We start from the raw sequence: 17,338 nt of genomic DNA on the forward strand, positions 1-17,338 counted from the left end.
GCCCGGGCAGCGGGCGAAGCCGGCACACCACCTGCCCGAGGGGGGTTCGCGATGACCACGCCGCCGGAGCCGAACCGTCGGTCCGACCGTCAGTCCGAGCTGCTGGAGCTGTACAAGCTCGCCGTGGAGATGGCCGACCGGGTCTCGGCCCGGCGGGGCAGCGCCAACACCTTCTTCCTGTCCGTGCAGACCGCGCTGGTCACCCTGATCGGCTTCGGCATACCCAAGTTGTCGGAGTCCCCGTGGTGGGTGGCGACGGCCGTCGCGCTGGCCGGCATCACCCTCTCCGGCGCCTGGTGGATGCAGCTGCGCAGCTACCGGGACCTCAACAGCGCCAAGTTCCAGGTCATCAACAACCTGGAGGACAAGCTGTCCGCGCGGATCTACACCGACGAGTGGGACGTCCTCAGGAACGCCGCGACGCCCGGCCGCCGCCACCGCCACTACACCGAACTCGGCACCACCGAACGGCTCGTGCCGATGATATTCGCGGTGGCTCATCTGATCCTGCTCACCGGCACGCTCGCCACCGGCACACTGACCGTATGAGCCACCTCGATCCCATCGCCGACCTGATCCGCTCCTGCCTGCCCTCGGAGGCCAGACCACCCGCGGGCTCCGACGACCTCTTCCGCATCTACGCCGTGCTGTTGCAGGCCAAGGGCGATCAGGTCACCGACGAGGACGTCCACAACGCCTGGACGGCCTGGACCCAGACCACCGACGACACCCACAAGGCCCTGGTGCCCTTCGCCGACCTCGACGCCCGCACCCGCGCCCTCGACGCCCCGTACACCCTCGCCATCCGCACCGCCGCCCGCCGGCTCCACCACCCCACGGCCCGTTAGGGCCCGGCCGCACGCCCGCACGGGTTCACGAAACCTCCACGCGGCACGGGGGCATCGATCGGCCGGGGCGGGGTATCCGGGGCGTTCGACCGTGCCGACACGAGGAAGGACTCCGATGGTCACGACCACTGGTGAACTGACCGCCTCCGCCGCTTCGCCGACGAAGGACCCCTCCCGCACGGCCGCCCGCGCCACGGCGGGGCTGCGCGACCTGCTGCCGCCGGAGCTGGCCGCGGCGCGGGACCTGCGGGAGGTGGCGCCGGCCGACGCCCGTGAGCTGACCCGGGTGCTGCTGCGCCGCCTCGCCGCGCTGGAGGAGGGCACCCGGGAGTACTCGTACGTGCGGGCCACCCTGGTGGAGATGAACCTGTCGCTGGTGAGGTACGCGATCCGCCGCTTCACCGCGCACCGGGAACCGCAGGAGGACCTGCTGCAGGTCGGTGCGGTGGGCCTGATCAAGGCCATCGACCGCTTCGACCCCGACCTGGGCGCCGAGTTCACCACCTTCGCGCTGCCCACCGTGCTCGGCGAGATCCGCCGCCACTTCCGGGACACCACCTGGGCCGTCCACGTGCCCCGCCGGCTCCAGGAGCTGCGGATCGTCCTGGCCAAGGCCCAGGAACGCCTCGCCCAGGAGCTGGACCGGGCGCCCACGGTGGCCGAACTGGCCGGGCACCTGCGGCTCTCCGCGGAGGAGGTGGTCGAGGGGCTGACCGCCTCGAACGGGCACACCGCGGGCTCCCTGGACACCGGAACCGAGGACGACGACCGCCCCGGCAGCCTGGGCGAGCGCCTCGGCGAGGAGGACCCGGACCTCTCCCGGGTGGAGGACCTGCTGGCGCTCAAGCCGCTGGTCGCCGCCCTGCCGGAGCGCGAGCGGCTGATCCTGTCGATGCGCTTCTGCGAGGACCTGACGCAGTCGCAGATCGGCGCCCGCCTGGGGGTGTCCCAGATGCACGTCTCCCGGCTGCTCTCGCGCACCCTGCGGCGCCTGCGCGAGGGGCTGGAGGAGGACTGAGAGCGCCCGGCGCCCCGCACCCGCTTGGCCGCGGGACGCCGTCTCCGTAAGGTCGGAGGGCACGGACAAGGAGGGGACGACGATGATGCCATCCGACGACGACCAGCGGGGCCCCGCGCCGGCGGCCTCCCCGTACCGTGCGGAGCTGGCGGTACGGACCCGCCCCGCGGCGGCCGGCGCGGTGGTCTGCGCCCTGACGGGCGACCTCGACATCGAGACGCTCGCCCCCGCCGCCGACACGCTCACCGCCCTGGTCGCCCGGCGGCCCGGCGCGGTGGTGATCGACCTCGCCGGGGTGGGCTTCTGCGACTCCTCCGGCCTGAACCTCCTGCTCAAGACCCGTCTCGCGGCGGGGGAGGAGGGCGTGGACCTGCACCTGGCCGCGGTGCCGCCCACCGTCATGCGGGTCCTCGAACTGACCGGCACCCACGCGGTGTTCTCCATCCACCGCTCGGCCGAGGAGGCCCTGGCGGCCTGAGCGGCCCGGACACGCCACCCCGCGCCCGCCCCCGGGCACGGTGTGCCGCGGGGGCCGCGCGCCCGGGGCCGGGGCAGGCATAATCCCGGGAGCGCCGGGAATCCGACCATGCGAACCGCCGTCGATCCGAAGGGTGCCCTCACATGACGATGAGCCGGGGAACCCTGGACGGCGACGCGCACCCGGCCGGGCCCGCCCTGCCGCCCGGCGGCCAGCGCCGGCGGCTGCCGCTGGCCGGGCTGCCCAAGCCGGTCGCCCGGGCCCGCGCCTTCACCGCCGAGGCCGTCGGCGACTGGTACCCGCCGGCCGGCGCGCCCGGCGCCCACGAGGGCGTCGGCGCGGACGTCGTGCTGCTGGTCGCGGAACTGGTGGCCAACGCCATGCTGCACGGGGACGGCCCGCTGGAGCTGGTCCTGCACGCCACCGGGCAGCGCCTGCGGGTGGAGGTCAGCGACCGCAGCCCGGCCATGCCCGCGCTGCGCCTGCCGCACGAGCCGGCCCTGCCCGGCGGCCACGGCCTGTTCATCGTGGAGCGCACCGCCGACCGCTGGGGGGGCGAGCCGCACGGCCAGGGCAAGGCGATCTGGGCCGAGTTCGACGCCCACCGGCTGACCCGCGGCTGACCCGCGGCTGACCCGCGGCCGGCCCCCCGGCGCGCGTCACCGGCCGCCGCCGCCCTCCCGGCCCTGCGACCCGTCCTGCCCGTCCTTCGCACCGTCCTCGCCGTCCTCCCCGTCCGGCCCGCCGTCCCCGTCCGGCCCCTCGGGCCCGCCGTCCCCGTCCGGCCCCTCGTGGAAGGAGACGTCGACCCGCTGCTCGGGCCGGCGCTCCTCCTGGCGGGCGACCGAGGACAGCACCGCCTGGTCGGCGTCCGTCAGCGGCGGCTGGAGCAGGCTGCGCGGCCACAGCCGCCGGGCGAGCACCACGTTGACCTCGGCCGCGTACACGGTGACCTGCGCGGTCAGGTAGAGCCAGAACAGCAGCCCGATCACCGTCGCGAAGAACCCGTAGACCTGGCTCGCGTGGCGCAGCTCGTGGGTGACCAGCAGGGAGCCGCCCGCCTGGAGGGCGGTGAACAGCGGCCCGGCGAGCGCGCAGCCCGGCCGCAGCAGCCGCAGCGGGATCTCGCGCGGGGTGAGCACCCGGAAGCAGGCCAGGCACAGGGCGGTGTTCACCAGTGCCGAGACGGTCAGGGCCCCGATCCGGGCGGCCGTCCCGGCCAGGGTGTCGCCGACCAGCGAGGCGGCGGCGGTGCCCAGCACCAGCCCGGTGCCCAGGACGGCGAACAGCAGCAGGCTGCGTGCCAGTCGCGGCCAGTAGCCGGGCCGCTGGACGCCGGGCACGTTCCAGACCTCGGCCATGGCGTGCTGCAGGACCTGGGCGATGCCCAGCGCCCCGTACAGCAGCCCGAGCGCGCCGATCAGCAGCGCCAGGCCGCTGCCCTGGAGGGAGTGGACGTTCTGGCGCAGCTGGTCGCCGATGATCGGGAAGTCGGCGAGCGCGGAGTCCAGGACGGCGTGCTGCGCGCCGGGGTGGCCGTGCAGGACGAAGCCGAGGGCGGTGCTGAGCAGGAGCAGCAGGGGGATCAGGGCGACGAAGCCGTAGTAGGTGATCAGGGCGGACAGCAGGCCGCCCCGGTCGTCCCCGTACTTGCGCACGACGCCGATCACCAGGCCGGGGGCCCGGTGGCGCTGCTGGAAGCCGTCCACGGCCCGCAGGCCCCGCTCGATGGGGTTCACACCGCGCGTCTGCCCCCGGCGCGCGGTGTGAACCGCTGGTGGCGACGGCCGCGCCTGACGGCCGGTCCGGCCTGTTGATCGGTCAACTGCTTGATCGACTGGCGTCAAGTTGTCTGTACAGCTCGGGGCCTCTTGCCGGTCATCGGCCCGTCATCGGACGCCACGGCCGCGTCCATCTCGGTCTCGTACACATAACGGGTCCGGTCCGAACCGCGCGGCCGGCCCCCGTACCGAAGACCCGCGGTCCGTCAGCAAGGAGCCCCACCCCGATGAGTCCGAAGCCCGAACTGTCGCGCCGCAGCGTCCTCGGCGGCGCGGCGGCGGCCGCGGTGCTGTCCGCCCTCCCGCTCAGCGTCCAGCAGGCGCTCGCCGCACCGGCCCGGCCCGGACGGCTGGCGGACATCCAGCACGTCGTGGTGTTCATGCAGGAGAACCGCGCCTTCGACCACTACTTCGGCACCCTGGCCGGCGTACGGGGCTTCGGCGACCGCACCGCCGTACGCGGCGTCGACGGCCGCTCGGTGTTCCACCAGCCCGACCCCAGCCGCAAGGAGGGCTACCTGCTGCCCTTCGCGATGAACGCCGCCCACACCAACGCCTACCAGCAGGGCGCGCCCGCCTTCGGCTACGGCGACTCCATGAACGCCTGGAACGACGGCCGCGCCGACGGCTCCGTCACCCGCCGCTCCTCCGGCTGGCTCGGCCAGGGCTACTACGAGCCCGCCGACATGCCCTTCTACCACGCCCTCGCCTCGGTGTTCACGGTCTGCGACGCCTACCACGCCTCCGTGCAGTGCAACACCAACACCAACCGCGACCACCTGATGACCGGCACCAGCGGCGGCACCGTGCGGGACACTCCGGTGACCGACAACACCGAGATCCCCGGCGGCTACGAGTGGACCACCTACGCCGAGCGCCTGGAGAAGGCCGGCGTCAGCTGGAAGACCTACCAGGCCCTCGACAACTTCGACGACAACGCCCTCGCCTGGTTCGCGCCCTTCGTCAAGGCCAAGCCCGGCGAGCCGCTGTACGAGCGCGGCCTGCGCGCCGTCGGCGACCCGGCCGGGAAGAACGACCCGTTCGCCATGGGCGACGCCCTGGTCGAGGCCTTCACCGCCGACGTCCAGGCCGACCGCCTCCCGCAGGTCTCCTGGATCGTCGCCCCCGCCGCGCTGTCCGAGCACGCCAACTACGCCCCGCCGAACGGCGAGCACCTCACCTCCCGGCTGCTGTCCGCGCTCGCCGCCAAGCCCGAGGTGTTCCAGAAGACCGTCTTCATCCTCAACTACGACGAGCACGGCGGCTTCTTCGACCACCAGCTGCCGCCCGTCCCGCCGCTGGCCGACGGCCGCGGCAAGTCCAACGTCCCGGTCGACGGCGAGGTCGTCGTCCGCGTCGCCAAGGGCTCCTCCACCTACCACCGGGTGGTCGGCCAGGACGGCAGGTACCGCGTCAAGGCCGCCGACGGCGGCCTCACCTGGTCCGCCACCCTCCCCGCCGGCGAGACCCTCGTCTCCGGCCCCTACCCGATGGGCCTGGGCGTACGGGTGCCGATGATCGTCGTCTCCCCGTGGACCCGCGGCGGCGTCGTCGACTCCACCGTCTACGACCACACCTCCGTGCTGCGCTTCCTGGAACAGCGCTTCGGCGTCCAGGAGCCCAACATCAGCCCCTGGCGGCGCGCCGTCTGCGGCGACCTCACCGGCGTCTTCGACTTCTCCGGCCGCAACCCCGCCTGGCCCCAGCTGCCCGACACCAGCGGCAACCGCCAGAAGGTCGTCGACACCGGCAAGCTCCCCGCCCCCACCGTGCCCAGCCCGCAGACCTTCCCCCGCCAGCAGCGCGGCACCCGCACCTCCCGCCCCGCCCCCTACGACCTGCTCGTCAAGCCCCGCCTCAAGGGCGGCGAACTCACCCTCGACTTCGTCAACCAGGGCCGCCAGGGCGCCGTGTTCGCCGTCTACCCCGCCCCCGGCGAAGCCCCCAAGCACTACACCGTCGCCGCCAGGAGCCGCCTGTCCGACGTCTGGAAGGTCGGCCCCGCCGGCTACGACCTGCGCGTCCACGGCCCCGACGGCGCCCTGTGGCACCTGCGCGGCGACACCGCCTCGACCTACGAGGTCTCGCTCTCCGAGGAGAGCGACGGCAAGGTCCTCGAAGTCGACGTCATCAACCGCTCGCGCGCCGCCCAGACCTTCCTCGTCGGCGACCTCGCCTACGGCGACGGCCTGCGCGAGGTGCGGGTGGCGGCCGGCGACGACCGCACCGTCAACCTCAAGGTCGGCCCCGAAGGCTGGTACGACGTCGCCGTCGCCGTCCAGGGCGACCTCGGCTTCCGCCGCCGCATCGCCGGCCGCTTCCCCTGGGACGAGCGCACCGTCACCGACCCCGCCCTCGGCCTGGCCGACCCGCTCACCGTCAACCTCGCCCTCGGCGCCGCCTCCGCCACCATCGACGAACCCGTCCTGCTGCCCGGCCGCCCCGCCACCGTCACCGCCACCCTCACCGCCACCACCGCCCTCACCCGCCTGGAGGCCCAGCCGCTGCTCCCGCCCGGCTGGAGCGCCACCACCCTCACCGCCGCGCCCGACAAGCTCGCCGCCGGCGCCGCCGCCACCGCCGTCTGGCAGGTCACCCCGCCCGCCCAGCTGCCCGCCACCGCCACTCACCGCCTGCTGGTCACCGCCCGCGCCCAGGCCGACGCGCGCTTCGCCCTCGCCGACGGCGAACTCGCCGCCCGCCCCGCCCCGGTGATGACCGGCCACCTCCTCGACGAGGACTTCGAATCCCTCGCCGACACCCTCCAGCCGCAGGCCGGCGTCCTCGGCTGGACCGCCCAGGCCCCCAAGGGCTGGACGGTCGTCAACGCCCCCGCCATGCCCCAGGGCACCACCCGCCTCCAGGGCTGGACCTTCCACACCAAGCGCGAGTGGTCCGTCCCCGCCGGACAGGACCGCGGCAACTTCACCCGCGCCCTGGGCGTCGTCGCCGTCGCCGACCCCGACGACTGGGACGACACCGGCGCGCCCTCCCGCAAGGGCGTCTTCGACTCCACCCTGGTCTCGCCCGCCGTCACCGTCCCGGCCGGCACCGACACCCTCCACCTCGCCTTCGACTCCCACTACCGCCAGGAAGCCCCGCAGAAGGCCACCGTCACCGCCGTCTTCGACAACGGCACCGAGACCCGCCTGCTCGCCTACAGCGCCGACACCACCGGCAACGACAACGCCGGCAAGGACGCCCAGAACACCCGGATCACCCGCAGCTTCGCCGTCCCGGCCGGAGCCCGCACCGTCACCCTCAGGTTCCGCATGTACGACGCCGGCAACAACTGGTACTGGGCCGTCGACCACATCCGCCTCGACACCCGCCCCATCACCGGCTGACAACCCGCCGGCCCCCAGCCCCACCCGGGCCCGTCCGAGCCCCCGCGCCCGGACGGGCCCGGCCCGTACCAGCCGCCCCCCGCGCCCGGTAGAACTACTGCCACGACCACAGGGGAGGAAACCGAAGGTGACCGACACGACGACCCCGGCCGGCCGGGCCGCCCAGCTCCACGACCGCTACCCCAGCCTCGACGAACTCAACGCCACCGCCCACCAGTTGGCCGCCTGGCGGCCCGACCTGTGCCGGGTGCGCACCGTCGGCACCTCCCGCGCCGGCCGGCCCCTGACCCTGCTGAGCGTCGGCCACGGCCCGCACGACCTCCTCGTCGTCGCCGGCGCCCACGCCGACGAGTTCGCCTCCCGCGCCGCCGTCACCGACCTCGCCCACCACGCCCTCACCTCCCCGCACCCGGACCTGGCCTGGCACTTCCTGCTCTGCCTCGACCCCGACGGCGCCCACCTCGCCGACGCCGCCCGCACCGCCCGCACCCTGCGCGCCTACTACGACCACTACTACCGCCCCGCCGCCGAGGACCAGCCCGAATGGGCCCCCGCCATCGGCTCCGACCTCCCCGAGAGCCGCACCCTCCTCGACCTCATCGACGAACTGCGCCCCACCCTCCAGTTCTCCCTGCACAGCACCGACGTCGGCGGCACCTTCGTCCAGGCCACCAGCGACCCCGCCGACCTCGCCCACCCCTTCACCCGCTCCGCCGCCGACCTCGGCATCCCCGTCGAAACCGGCAACTTCGACACCCACCGCCTGCACGAATCCGGCCCCGGCCTCTACCTCATGGCCCCCCACCACATCGACCACCAGGAGACCACCACCGGCATGCTCACCCCCCACCAGGACCGCGGCGACCGGGCCGGCACCTGGTTCGCCCCCGGGCGCCACGGCGGCCAGACCGTCCTGGTCGAAGTCCCCGCCTTCACCAGCGCCCACCTCGGCGACCTGCGCCCCGCCGACGCCGTCCGCCTGTACCTGCGCACCTGCGCCGACCGCCTGCGCCACCGCGGCACACTCCTCACCGCGCTCCTCGACGCCGCCCTGCCCTACGTGCGAAACCCCGACACCCCCCTGCTGCGCGCCGCCCGCACCCCCCTCACCGCCCTGCACCAACTCGCCGACGCCTGGGACCCGGAGATGCGCGGAGCGGAACTCCTGCGCACCCCGATCACCCGCGCCCGCCTCACCGGCATCGACCTGTGGGCCCACCGCGTCCCGGTCCGCGCCGCCGCCCTGCTGCGCCGCGCCGTCCGCGTCGCCGGCGCGCCCGCCGCACCCCAGGCCGCCCGCCTCGACCACCTCCTGCGCGACTGGTGCGCCCAGTACCAGCGGACCTTCCAGCCCGTCTGGCTGCCCGTCGCCCGCCAGGCCGCCCACCAGGCCAACACCGTGCGCGCCGCCGTCGCCCTGCGCCACCCCGCCCCCTAGGCGTCGCTGCCCTCGGTGTCGATGTGCGGCAGCACCCGGTCCAGGAACCGCGGTGTCCACCAGGCCGCCGCCCCCAGCAGCGTCATCACCGCCGGAACCAGCAGCAGCCGCACCACCGTCGCGTCCACCAGCACGCTCACCGCCAGACCCAGCCCCATCATCTTGATGACGACGTTGTCGCTGACGATGAACGCCGCGAACACGCTCACCATGATCAGCGCCGCACAGCTGATCACCCGCGCGGTGATCTCCAGCGCGTGCGCCACGGCGTCCTGGCTGCGCCCGGTGCGCAGCCACGCCTCGTGCACCCGCGACAGCAGGAAGATCTCGTAGTCCATGCTCAGCCCGAAGACGATCGCGAACATCATCATCGGCACGTAGCTCTCGATCGGCACCTTCCCCTCCACCCCCAGCGCCGGCCCGCCCCAGCCCCACTGGAAGACCGCCACCACCACCCCGTACGAGGCCGCGATCGACAGCAGGTTGAGCACCGCGGCCTTGACCGCGACCAGCAGGCCGCGGAAGACCAGCAGGATGACCAGGAAGGCCAGCCCGACCACCACCACGATGATCAGCAGCAGCCGGCTCGACACGATGTCCAGGAAGTCGACCTGCGCCGCCGTGTTGCCCGTCACGTACGTCTTCGCACCCGTGCCGGCCACCGCGCCGGGCAGCACGGTGTCCGCCAGCCGGTTCACCAGGTCGGTGGTGGCACGGTCCTGCGGGGCGCTCGCCGGGATGACGGTGTTGAACAGCACCGCGCCGTCCGGGCTGGTCTGCAGCGGGGTGCTGCTCGCGGCGCCGGGCAGCCCGGTGAGCGCCTGCTGCACCGAGGCCGAAAGCCCCGCCCGCGCCTCGGCGGGCACCGCGCTCTGGTCGACCACCACCGTCAGCGGCCCGTTCGAGCCCGGCCCGAAGGCCTGCGCCATCAGGTCGTAGGCGCGCCGGTCGGTGAACTCCGTGGAGTCCGCGCCGTCACCGATGTGGCCCAGCTGGATGGAGAACAGCGGGATCGACAGCACCGCCAGCACCACCACCCCCGCCACCAGGTACCGCCAGGGCCGCGCCTCCACCCGCCGGGCGTAGCGGTGCCACGCCCCGCCCTCCACCGCCCCGCCGCCCGAGCCGTCCCCGCCGCCCCCGCCGGCCTCCGCGATCGGACGGCGCACCGCGAACCGGTCCATCCGGCGCCCGATCAGCCCCATCAGCGCCGGCAGCAGCGTCAGCGCCCCGAACACCGCCGACACCACCGTGATGCCCGCCGCCGCCCCCAGCTTGGCGATGAAGGAGATCCCCGACACCGACAGCCCGGACAACGCGATGATCACCGTGCAGCCCGAGACCAGCACCGCCCGCCCGCTGGTGGCCACCGCCTGCCCCGCCGAGGCCACCGGATCCACCCCGTCCATCAGGTTCTGCCGGTGACGGGTCAGCAGGAACAGCGCGTAGTCGATCCCCACCCCGATACCGATCATCGTCGCCAGGGTCGGCGCGACCGTCGCGAACGTCGACAGCGCCGCGATCAGCCCCAGCACCCCCAGCCCCACCACCGCCGCGAACAGCGCCGTCAGCAACGGCAGCCCGGCCGCGATCACACTGCCGAACCCCACCAGCAGCACCACCACCGCCACCGCGAAGCCGATCGCCTCGCTGGAGCGGTCGTCCGCCGCAGGCCGGGCCAGCTCGCCCAGCGGCCCGCCGTACTCCACCTGCACCCCGGCCGCCCGCAGCGGCTCCACCGCCGCGTCCACCCCCGGCAGGTAGTCCGCCCCCAGCAGGGTCGGATTGGTGTCGAACCGCACGGTGAAGTACCCGGTCAGCCCGTCGGCCGACAGCGGCCCGCCCGGCTGCGGACCCTGCCCCGGCGGCGGCAGCGGGCCCTGCACCGACAGCACGTGCGGCAGCTGCTGGAGCGAGGCGGTGGCCTGGGCGATCTGCGGCTGGAACCCCGTCAGCGGCGCCGCGTCGTGCAGCACCACCTGCGAACTGGTGCCCGCCGCGGCCGGCTCGTGCGCCTGGAGGACGTCCCGGCCCTGCTGCGCCTGGGTGCCCGGCAGCGAGAAGTCGTCCGAGTAGGCGCCGCCGACCGACTTGTTGGCGGCCTGGATCCCGGCCAGGGCGACGATCCACAGCACGATGACGATCAGCGAGTGGCGCGCGCACCACTCGCCCAGGCGGCGCAGCGCCGCGCGCCGGGCGGGCCGTCGCGTGGCCGAGGGGGCGGGACGGGCGGACGGCGGCATGGAAGGCTCCCGGGTCTCCTGCACGGCGGTGCGCCGATCCGGCGCAGCGTTCCCGCCCGCCGGCCCCGCCCACCGGTACCGGCGGGTAGTCGCCCCTACGGCCCCGGGGACCGTGCGGCCCGCTGCGCGGCTCCGGGACCGCCCCGGGACCGCCCTGCGGCTGCGGCCCGCAGACCGCAGCCCGCAGACCGCGGGCCGCAGCCGCAGGGCCGACGTCACGGCGAGGCGGGGCCACCGAGGTTCGGGGTGGGGACGGGAGCGGCGGCACCGACCAGGACGACCAGCTCGTGGCCGCCCGGGTTGGTCTGCACGGGCACCGTGCGCCAGTTGTTGGCCAGCCAGACGTTGCCCGACGGGTCGATCTGCAGCCCGGTGTTGCGCTCCAGCCCGTCGCTCGGGTAGCCGGTGTCGGGCGGGGAGATCGGCTGCCCGGTGGTGAAGCCGGGCGGGCACGCGGACAGGTCGACGCCGCACAGCCGGGCGACCCGGTGGCCGCCGAAGTTGGCGACCCACACGGTGTCGTCGCCGTCGACGGCCACGCCCCAGGGCAGGAACAGGCCGCCGCCGGTGAACGGCTCGGGGGCCGGCGTCCCGTCGGCCCGGATCAGGGTGACGGAGGCACCCGGACGCGGACCGGAGTCACCCGCGACGGCGGCGTCCGCGAGGTCGCCCGCGGTGCCGCCGCCGCAGGGCACCGGCAGGATGCCGCTGTTGGAGACCCAGGCGTTGCCCCGGCTGTCGGTGGCGACGCCCAGCGGACGCCGCAGACCGCCGCCGGTGACGGCCCGCTCCACCGTGCCGTCGGCGGCCAGGACCTGCACGCTGTCGCTGCCGTTGCCGCTGACCCACAGCCGCCCGGCGGGGTCCACGGCGGCGCCGAAGGGCTTGTGCAGGGCCGGGACGGGCACCTCCCGGGCCCGGGCCGCGTCGCCCTCGGGGACACGGGTCACGCTGTCCGCCCCGCAGTTGGCCACCCACACCGTGCCGGAGCGGTCGGCGGCCAGGCCCTGCGGCTGGACGATGCCCCCGGCGCGCCAGCCCTCGGGCGGGGAGAGCGGGGTGCCGTCCGGGGCGAACCGCGAGACGCTGCGCTCCAGCGGCGTCGGGTCGATCGGGCAACCCCGGCCCTGGAAACCGAAGTTGGCGACCCACGCGGTGCCCCGGGCGTCCACGGTGACACCGAACCCGGCGCCGTACAGCCCGCCGCCGGCAAAGGGCGCACCGGGCGCGTCCCGCCCGGTGGGGGTGAACTTCAGCACGCTCTCGCCGCCGCAGACCGGGACGGTCGGGTCGGGGTCGTAGCGGTAGTTGTTGCTGACCCAGGCGTTGCCCTCGGCGTCGAAGGCGATGTTGCCCGGCCCGTCGATCTCGTGGCCGTCGCCGCCGTAGCGCAGGGCCACCGTCCAGGCCGCGGGGGCCTCGGACAGGGCCGGCCGGTAGCGGGGGGTGGTGGCGGCGAGGTCGAAGAGCGCGGCCGTGTTGTGGCCCGGGTCGTGGGCGATGTCCACGGCGGCCTGCAGGGTGTCGCGGGGCCGCTCGCCGCCGGGGCGCCGGGCCAGGTCGAGCAGCCGCTCGCAGCCGTCGCCGCCGACGCAGGACGCGAGCAGGTTGGCCAGGGTGTTGAACTCGGCCAGGGTCGAGGTGAGGGCGCCGTTGGGCGGGGCGGCGAGCGTCGCGGCGATGCCGCCGGTGCCGGTGTCGGCCAGGTTGTGGGCGACACCGGCGGCGTTGCGCAGCCCCGGACGGGGGCCGGCCACGCCGTCCGGGCCGGTGAAGCGGGACAGCGCGTACGCGACGGCCACGGTGGTGCGCTCGTTGACGACCAGCTCCGGCGGGGCCTCGGCCCCGCTCAGGACGGCCGCCAGCCGCACCGGCCCACCGCCCCCGGAACCCCCGGAACCCCCGGAACCCCCGCCGCCCCGCGCGCCCGCGGGCCCGGGCAGATCCGCGAGCACGTACAGCACGGCGCCCGGGTCCTCGGGGCGCCGGTAGCCGAGGACGAAGCGCCCGTCGGGCGCGCTGCGGGCGCGGGCCAGCACCCGCGGCCCGCCGCCGGAGCCGTCCCCGGCCTGGTAGAGCGTCACCTCGGCGCCGCCCAGCGGGACGTCCCCGCTGCGCACCACCCCGCGCTGGCCGGCCGGCCCCCAGCCGTGCGCGGGGGCCGCGGCGTGGGAGGGTCCGGCGGCGAGCTGGGCCAGGAGGGCGGCGGTCAGCAGGACGCCGCGGCGTCGGCGCATGGGGGCTCCGTTCGGCCGTAGGGGGACGACGGCCGTCTGCCGGCCGTCGTCCCCCTACCTGCCACACCGGCGCCCCGCCCGGGCGGATCCGGGCGCGGGACGCGGCGGAAATTGCCCGGTACGGGCGAGCCGGTGCGGGGCCGGTGCCCGGCTCAGCCGTGCCGCCCGGCCGGTGCGGCGGCGACGGCCGCGGGGGCGGACGCCGGGGCGGCGAAGCGGGGCAGGACCTCCTCGGCGAGCTCCTGGAGCAGCTCCTCGACCGGGCGGTCGTTGGGCCGCAGGTTGAAGGAGACGTGGGCGACGCCGAGTTCGGACATCAGCTCCAGGTGCTCGATCAGGGCGGTGCGCCCGGTGCTGAGGCCGAGCCGGATGGGGTGCGGCGCGGTGGCCGGGTCCTCGGCGAGGGTGAGCACCATCGGCGTCAGGTAGGGCTTGTCGCCGGCGAGGTCGCGCCACTGGCGCATCCGCAGGCGCAGCGCGTTCGGGTCGCGCGGGTAGTTGAGGGAGGCGTCGGCGTGCTCGGCGATCCACTCGGGGCTCTGCTGGGCGCCGCCGGCGACGGCGATCGGGATGCCCGCGGGGTGGACGGGCCGGGGCAGGACCTCCAGCTGCCGTTCGGCGCCGAGGCCGGCTGCGGGCAGTTCCAGTGGGCCGGGGCGCCAGGCGGCGCGCAGGGTCTCGACGCCGGTGCGGAAGGCCTCGCCGCGGCCGTGGAAGTCGCGGTCGAACAGCGGATACTCCACCGGGCGGTCGCCGCTGGCCAGGCCGAGCAGCAGGCGGCCGCCGGAGAGCACGTCGACGGTGGCGGCGGCCTTGGCGACCAGCAGCGGCTCGCGCAGCGGCAGGACTATGGCGCCGGTGGCGAGGACCGCGTCCCGGGTGAGGGCGGCGAGGTGGCCGAGGTGGGTGAAGGTCTCGAAGACGCTGCCGGCGTCGCCGAACTGGAGGGGGTCGTGGAGGGGGACGTCGCGCACCCACAGGGCGGCGAAGCCGAGGCGGTCGGCGAGTGCGGCGAGGCGGGCGTGCTCGGTGAGGTCGGGGACGCCGAAGGGGCGCCCGGCCTCGCGGTCGGCCCGGCCGCGGGCCCGGCCCCAGTCGTTGTCCAGGGGCAGTTCCAGGCCGATGGTCAGCCGGCCGTCGGCGGGGGCCAGTCGGGCGAGTGCGGGGTGGGCCGGTGCGGGGTGGGGCAGTGCCATGGCGAGTCCTTCACGAAAAACCCGTCCCGGGCGGCGGTGCGACCGCCCGGGACGGGAGTGGTGGGGCGGGACGGATCAGTTGAACTGGTCCGGGTGCGGGCCGGTGCGCAGGCCGCGGTCGGTGGCGGCGATCGCCGTCATGTCCTGCTCGGTCAGCTCGAAGTCGAAGACGTCGAGGTTCTGCCGGATGCGGGCCGGGGTGACCGACTTGGGGATGACGATGTTGCCGAGCTGCAGGTGCCAGCGCAGCACGACCTGGGCGGGGGACTTGCCGGTGCGCTCGGCGACGGCGGTGATCGCCGGGTCGTCCAGGACGGCGCCCTGGGCGAGCGGGCTCCAGGCCTCGGTGGCGATGCCGTGCTCGGCGTGGAAGGCGCGCAGCTCGGCCTGCTGGAGGCCGGGGTGCAGTTCGACCTGGTTGACGGCGGGCACCAGCGAGCTGTTGTCCAGCAGGCGCCGGAGGTGGGCGGGCTGGAAGTTGGACACGCCGGCGGCGCGGATGCGGCCCTCCTCGGCGAGGCGCTCGATGGCGCGCCAGGAGTCGAGGTAGAGGTCGCGGGCCGGGGTGGGCCAGTGGATGAGGTAGAGGTCGGCGTAGTCCAGGCCGAGCTTGGCGAGGCTGGCGTCGAAGGCGCGCAGGGTGGCGTCGTAGCCCTGGTCGGCGTTCCACAGCTTGGTGGTGACGAACAGGTCCTCGCGGGCCACGCCGGAGGCGGCCAGGGCGCGGCCGACGCCGGTCTCGTTGCCGTAGATGGCGGCGGTGTCGATGCTGCGGTAGCCGGCCTCCAGGGCGGAGGCGACGGCGGCGGTGGTCTGCTCGTCGGGGACCTGGAAGACGCCGAAGCCGAGCTGGGGGATCTCGACGCCGTTGTTCAGCTTCACGGTGGGGACGGCGGGGGTGGTCATGGTCGCGTGCTCCTTCGGGCGGTGCGGGTGGTGCGGGTGTGGTGGACGGTCCGGGCGCTCAGCGGGCGAGCCGCTCGAGGGCGGCGGTGGCGAAGGCGTGGTCCTGCTCGGGGGCGCCGCCGCCGACGCCGATGGCGCCGATCAGCCGGCCGTCGCGGTGGACGGGGATGCCGCCGGCGATGAACAGCAGCGGGCGGTCCAGGGCGGTGGGCAGGGAGTGGAACGGCCCGTCGGGCTTGACCAGGTCGACCAGGTCGGCGGTCGGGGCGTTCAGCTGGAGGGCGGTGTAGGCCTTGCGGGTGCTGGTCTCGCCGGAGATCAGCACGGCGCGGTCGTCGCGGCGGAAGGCGAGCAGGTGGCCGCCCGCGTCCAGGACGGTGACGCTGACCGTCACGCCCGCCGTCTCGGCGGCGGTGCGGGCGGCGTCGACGAGGGTCTCGGCGTCGGCGGTGGTCAGCGGGGTGACGGCGGCGGTGGTGCTCATGGCGGTGGTTCTCCCGGTGGTGCGGTGGTGCGGGGTGGTCCGGATCGATGGTCAGTGGTGCAGGGCGGCGTGGCGGGGAGCCGCGCCCGTGGTGACGGCCTCACGGGCGTGGTCGCGGCGCTCCAGGGCGGCGGACCAGAAGGCCAGCAGCAGGGCGGCCGCGGCGAGGGCGGCGCCGACCCAGTTCGGGGCGGTGTAGCCGAGGCCGGCGGCGATCACCATTCCGCCGAGCCAGGCGGCCAGCGCGTTGCCGAGGTTGAAGGCGCCGATGTTGACGGCGGAGGCCAGGGTGGGGGCGCCGTGGGCCTGGTCCAGGACCCGCTTCTGGAGCGGGGGGACGGTGGCGAAGCCGAGGGCTCCGACCAGCAGGACGGTGACGGCGGCGAGGACCTTGTTGTGGGCGGTGAGGGTGAACAGCGCCAGCACGACGGCGAGCCCGCCGAGGGAGGTGTAGAGCATCGGCATCAGCTTGCGGTCGGCGAAGCGCCCGCCCAGCAGGTTGCCGAGGAACATGCCGACGCCGAACAGCACCAGCAGCCAGGTGACGGAGCCGTCGGCGTAGCCGGCGACGTCGGTCATCATCGGGGCGATGTAGGTGATCGCGGCGAAGACGCCGCCGAAGCCGAGCACGGTCATCGCCATCGCGAGCAGCACCTGGGGGTTGCGGAAGGCGGTCAGCTCCCGGCGCAGGTGGGCGCCCTCGGGGCGGGGCAGGGCGGGGACGAGCTTGGCGATGCCGAGCAGGCCGACCACGCCGAGCACGGCGACGACGGCGAAGGTGGTGCGCCAGCCGACGACCTGGCCGACGAAGGTGCCCAGCGGGACGCCGACGATGTTGGCGACGGTCAGCCCGGTGAACATGGTGGCGATGGCGCCGGCCTTCTTCTGCGGGGCGACGAGGTCGGCGGCGACGACGGAGCCGATGCCGAAGAAGGCGCCGTGGGCGAGCGAGGTCACGATGCGCCCGGCCAGCATCACGGGGAAGGACGGGGCGAACGCGGAGAGCAGGTTCCCGGCGGTGAACAGGCCCATCAGCAGCATGAGCATGGTCTTGCGGCTGATCCTGGTGCCGAGGGCGGTCATCAGCGGGGCGCCGAGGACCACGCCGAGGGCGTAGCCGGTGACCAGCAGGCCGGCGTGGGGGATGGAGACGCCGTAGTCGCCCGCGATCTGGGGCAGGAGACCCATGATCACGAACTCGGTCGTCCCGATCCCGAACGCGCCGATGGCCAGGGCGATGAGAGCGAGAGGCATGAGCCCGTACCCTTCTGTGATTGCTTGAGCGAGCGTCTTGCGTGCTTAAACAATAGTTGCAGACGCGCGATATGTGCAAGCGCGGATAGGGGGCATGCGCTGTGGGGC

General features: G+C 74.9%; 14 protein-coding genes. 7 read left to right on the plus strand and 7 right to left on the minus strand.

Annotated features, from left to right (window positions below; all coding sequences use genetic code 11):
- Positions 1-51 precede the first annotated feature (51 nt).
- The 5 genes from ACFWP2_RS11035 (at position 52) to ACFWP2_RS11055 (ending at position 2,967) form a co-directional block, all read left to right on the plus strand.
- On the plus strand, positions 52-549 hold the full coding sequence (locus tag ACFWP2_RS11035) for a hypothetical protein (RefSeq protein ID WP_380450061.1): 498 nt from the start codon (positions 52-54) through the stop codon (positions 547-549).
- Entirely contained in the window at positions 546-848 is a 303-nt protein-coding gene (locus ACFWP2_RS11040) for a hypothetical protein (protein WP_380450062.1), read from the plus strand. The genes ACFWP2_RS11035 and ACFWP2_RS11040 overlap by 4 nt, the downstream gene beginning before the upstream one ends.
- Before the next feature lie 115 nt (positions 849-963).
- A complete protein-coding gene (locus tag ACFWP2_RS11045; protein ID WP_380450063.1) occupies positions 964-1,866 on the plus strand; it encodes a SigB/SigF/SigG family RNA polymerase sigma factor in 903 nt (300 codons plus the stop codon).
- Between the two features lie 82 nt (positions 1,867-1,948).
- Positions 1,949-2,344 carry an STAS domain-containing protein gene (locus ACFWP2_RS11050; protein WP_380450064.1) on the plus strand — a complete coding sequence of 132 codons (396 nt, stop codon included), beginning with the start codon at positions 1,949-1,951 and terminating at the stop codon, positions 2,342-2,344.
- Positions 2,345-2,487: 143 nt separating this feature from the next.
- On the plus strand, positions 2,488-2,967 hold the full coding sequence (locus tag ACFWP2_RS11055) for an ATP-binding protein (RefSeq protein ID WP_380450065.1): 480 nt from the start codon (positions 2,488-2,490) through the stop codon (positions 2,965-2,967).
- A gap of 36 nt (positions 2,968-3,003) precedes the next feature.
- On the opposite strand, the gene ACFWP2_RS11060 is transcribed toward ACFWP2_RS11055, so the two are convergent.
- Positions 3,004-4,083: a YihY/virulence factor BrkB family protein gene (locus tag ACFWP2_RS11060; RefSeq protein ID WP_380450066.1), complete on the minus strand. Its 1,080-nt coding sequence runs from the start codon at positions 4,081-4,083 to the stop codon at positions 3,004-3,006.
- Between the two features lie 269 nt (positions 4,084-4,352).
- Here ACFWP2_RS11060 and ACFWP2_RS11065 point away from each other — a divergent pair, with 269 nt between their 5' ends.
- Both ACFWP2_RS11065 and ACFWP2_RS11070 read left to right on the plus strand, forming a co-directional pair.
- Positions 4,353-7,472, plus strand: a complete 3,120-nt coding sequence (locus ACFWP2_RS11065) for a phosphocholine-specific phospholipase C (RefSeq protein ID WP_380450067.1) — start codon at positions 4,353-4,355, stop codon at positions 7,470-7,472.
- Between the two features lie 127 nt (positions 7,473-7,599).
- Positions 7,600-8,910: a M14 family zinc carboxypeptidase gene (locus ACFWP2_RS11070; protein WP_380450068.1), complete on the plus strand. Its 1,311-nt coding sequence runs from the start codon at positions 7,600-7,602 to the stop codon at positions 8,908-8,910.
- Here ACFWP2_RS11070 and ACFWP2_RS11075 read toward each other — a convergent pair.
- The 6 genes from ACFWP2_RS11075 to ACFWP2_RS11100 form a co-directional block, all read right to left on the minus strand.
- The gene (locus ACFWP2_RS11075) at positions 8,907-11,153 is read right to left on the minus strand and encodes an MMPL family transporter (protein ID WP_380450069.1); all 2,247 of its coding nucleotides are present in this window, start codon (positions 11,151-11,153) and stop codon (positions 8,907-8,909) included. The two genes, ACFWP2_RS11070 and ACFWP2_RS11075, sit on opposite strands and share 4 nt — an antisense overlap.
- Positions 11,154-11,368: 215 nt before the next feature.
- Positions 11,369-13,390, minus strand: coding sequence for an NHL repeat-containing protein (locus ACFWP2_RS11080; RefSeq protein WP_380450070.1), 2,022 nt, complete (start codon positions 13,388-13,390; stop codon positions 11,369-11,371).
- 152 nt (positions 13,391-13,542) lie between these two features.
- Positions 13,543-14,586: a TIGR03571 family LLM class oxidoreductase gene (locus tag ACFWP2_RS11085; RefSeq protein WP_380450071.1), complete on the minus strand. Its 1,044-nt coding sequence runs from the start codon at positions 14,584-14,586 to the stop codon at positions 13,543-13,545.
- A gap of 75 nt (positions 14,587-14,661) precedes the next feature.
- Complete coding sequence (locus ACFWP2_RS11090; protein ID WP_380450072.1) at positions 14,662-15,492, minus strand: aldo/keto reductase; 831 nt, start codon at positions 15,490-15,492, stop codon at positions 14,662-14,664.
- 58 nt (positions 15,493-15,550) lie between these two features.
- The gene (locus ACFWP2_RS11095) at positions 15,551-15,976 is read right to left on the minus strand and encodes a heme-binding protein (RefSeq protein WP_380450073.1); all 426 of its coding nucleotides are present in this window, start codon (positions 15,974-15,976) and stop codon (positions 15,551-15,553) included.
- Between the two features lie 51 nt (positions 15,977-16,027).
- Positions 16,028-17,230, minus strand: a complete 1,203-nt coding sequence (locus ACFWP2_RS11100; RefSeq protein WP_380450074.1) for an MFS transporter — start codon at positions 17,228-17,230, stop codon at positions 16,028-16,030.
- Between the last annotated feature and the right edge of the window lie 108 nt (positions 17,231-17,338).

The sequence above is a fragment of the Kitasatospora sp. NPDC058444 genome (assembly GCF_042721415.1).
In the GTDB taxonomy this organism is placed as follows: domain Bacteria; phylum Actinomycetota; class Actinomycetes; order Streptomycetales; family Streptomycetaceae; genus Kitasatospora.

Bases quoted from the DNA above. Each gene is read 5' to 3' on its own strand.
- ACFWP2_RS11035 (WP_380450061.1), top strand. From the start codon at position 52: ATGACCACGCCGCCGGAGCCGAACCGTCGGTCCGACCGTCAGTCCGAG.
- ACFWP2_RS11040 (WP_380450062.1), top strand. From the start codon at position 546: ATGAGCCACCTCGATCCCATCGCCGACCTGATCCGCTCCTGCCTGCCC.
- ACFWP2_RS11045 (WP_380450063.1), top strand. From the start codon at position 964: ATGGTCACGACCACTGGTGAACTGACCGCCTCCGCCGCTTCGCCGACG.
- ACFWP2_RS11050 (WP_380450064.1), top strand. From the start codon at position 1,949: ATGATGCCATCCGACGACGACCAGCGGGGCCCCGCGCCGGCGGCCTCC.
- ACFWP2_RS11055 (WP_380450065.1), top strand. From the start codon at position 2,488: ATGACGATGAGCCGGGGAACCCTGGACGGCGACGCGCACCCGGCCGGG.
- ACFWP2_RS11065 (WP_380450067.1), top strand. From the start codon at position 4,353: ATGAGTCCGAAGCCCGAACTGTCGCGCCGCAGCGTCCTCGGCGGCGCG.
- ACFWP2_RS11075 (WP_380450069.1), bottom strand. From the start codon at position 11,153: ATGCCGCCGTCCGCCCGTCCCGCCCCCTCGGCCACGCGACGGCCCGCC.
- ACFWP2_RS11080 (WP_380450070.1), bottom strand. From the start codon at position 13,390: ATGCGCCGACGCCGCGGCGTCCTGCTGACCGCCGCCCTCCTGGCCCAG.
- ACFWP2_RS11085 (WP_380450071.1), bottom strand. From the start codon at position 14,586: ATGGCACTGCCCCACCCCGCACCGGCCCACCCCGCACTCGCCCGACTG.
- ACFWP2_RS11090 (WP_380450072.1), bottom strand. From the start codon at position 15,492: ATGACCACCCCCGCCGTCCCCACCGTGAAGCTGAACAACGGCGTCGAG.
- ACFWP2_RS11095 (WP_380450073.1), bottom strand. From the start codon at position 15,976: ATGAGCACCACCGCCGCCGTCACCCCGCTGACCACCGCCGACGCCGAG.
- ACFWP2_RS11100 (WP_380450074.1), bottom strand. From the start codon at position 17,230: ATGCCTCTCGCTCTCATCGCCCTGGCCATCGGCGCGTTCGGGATCGGG.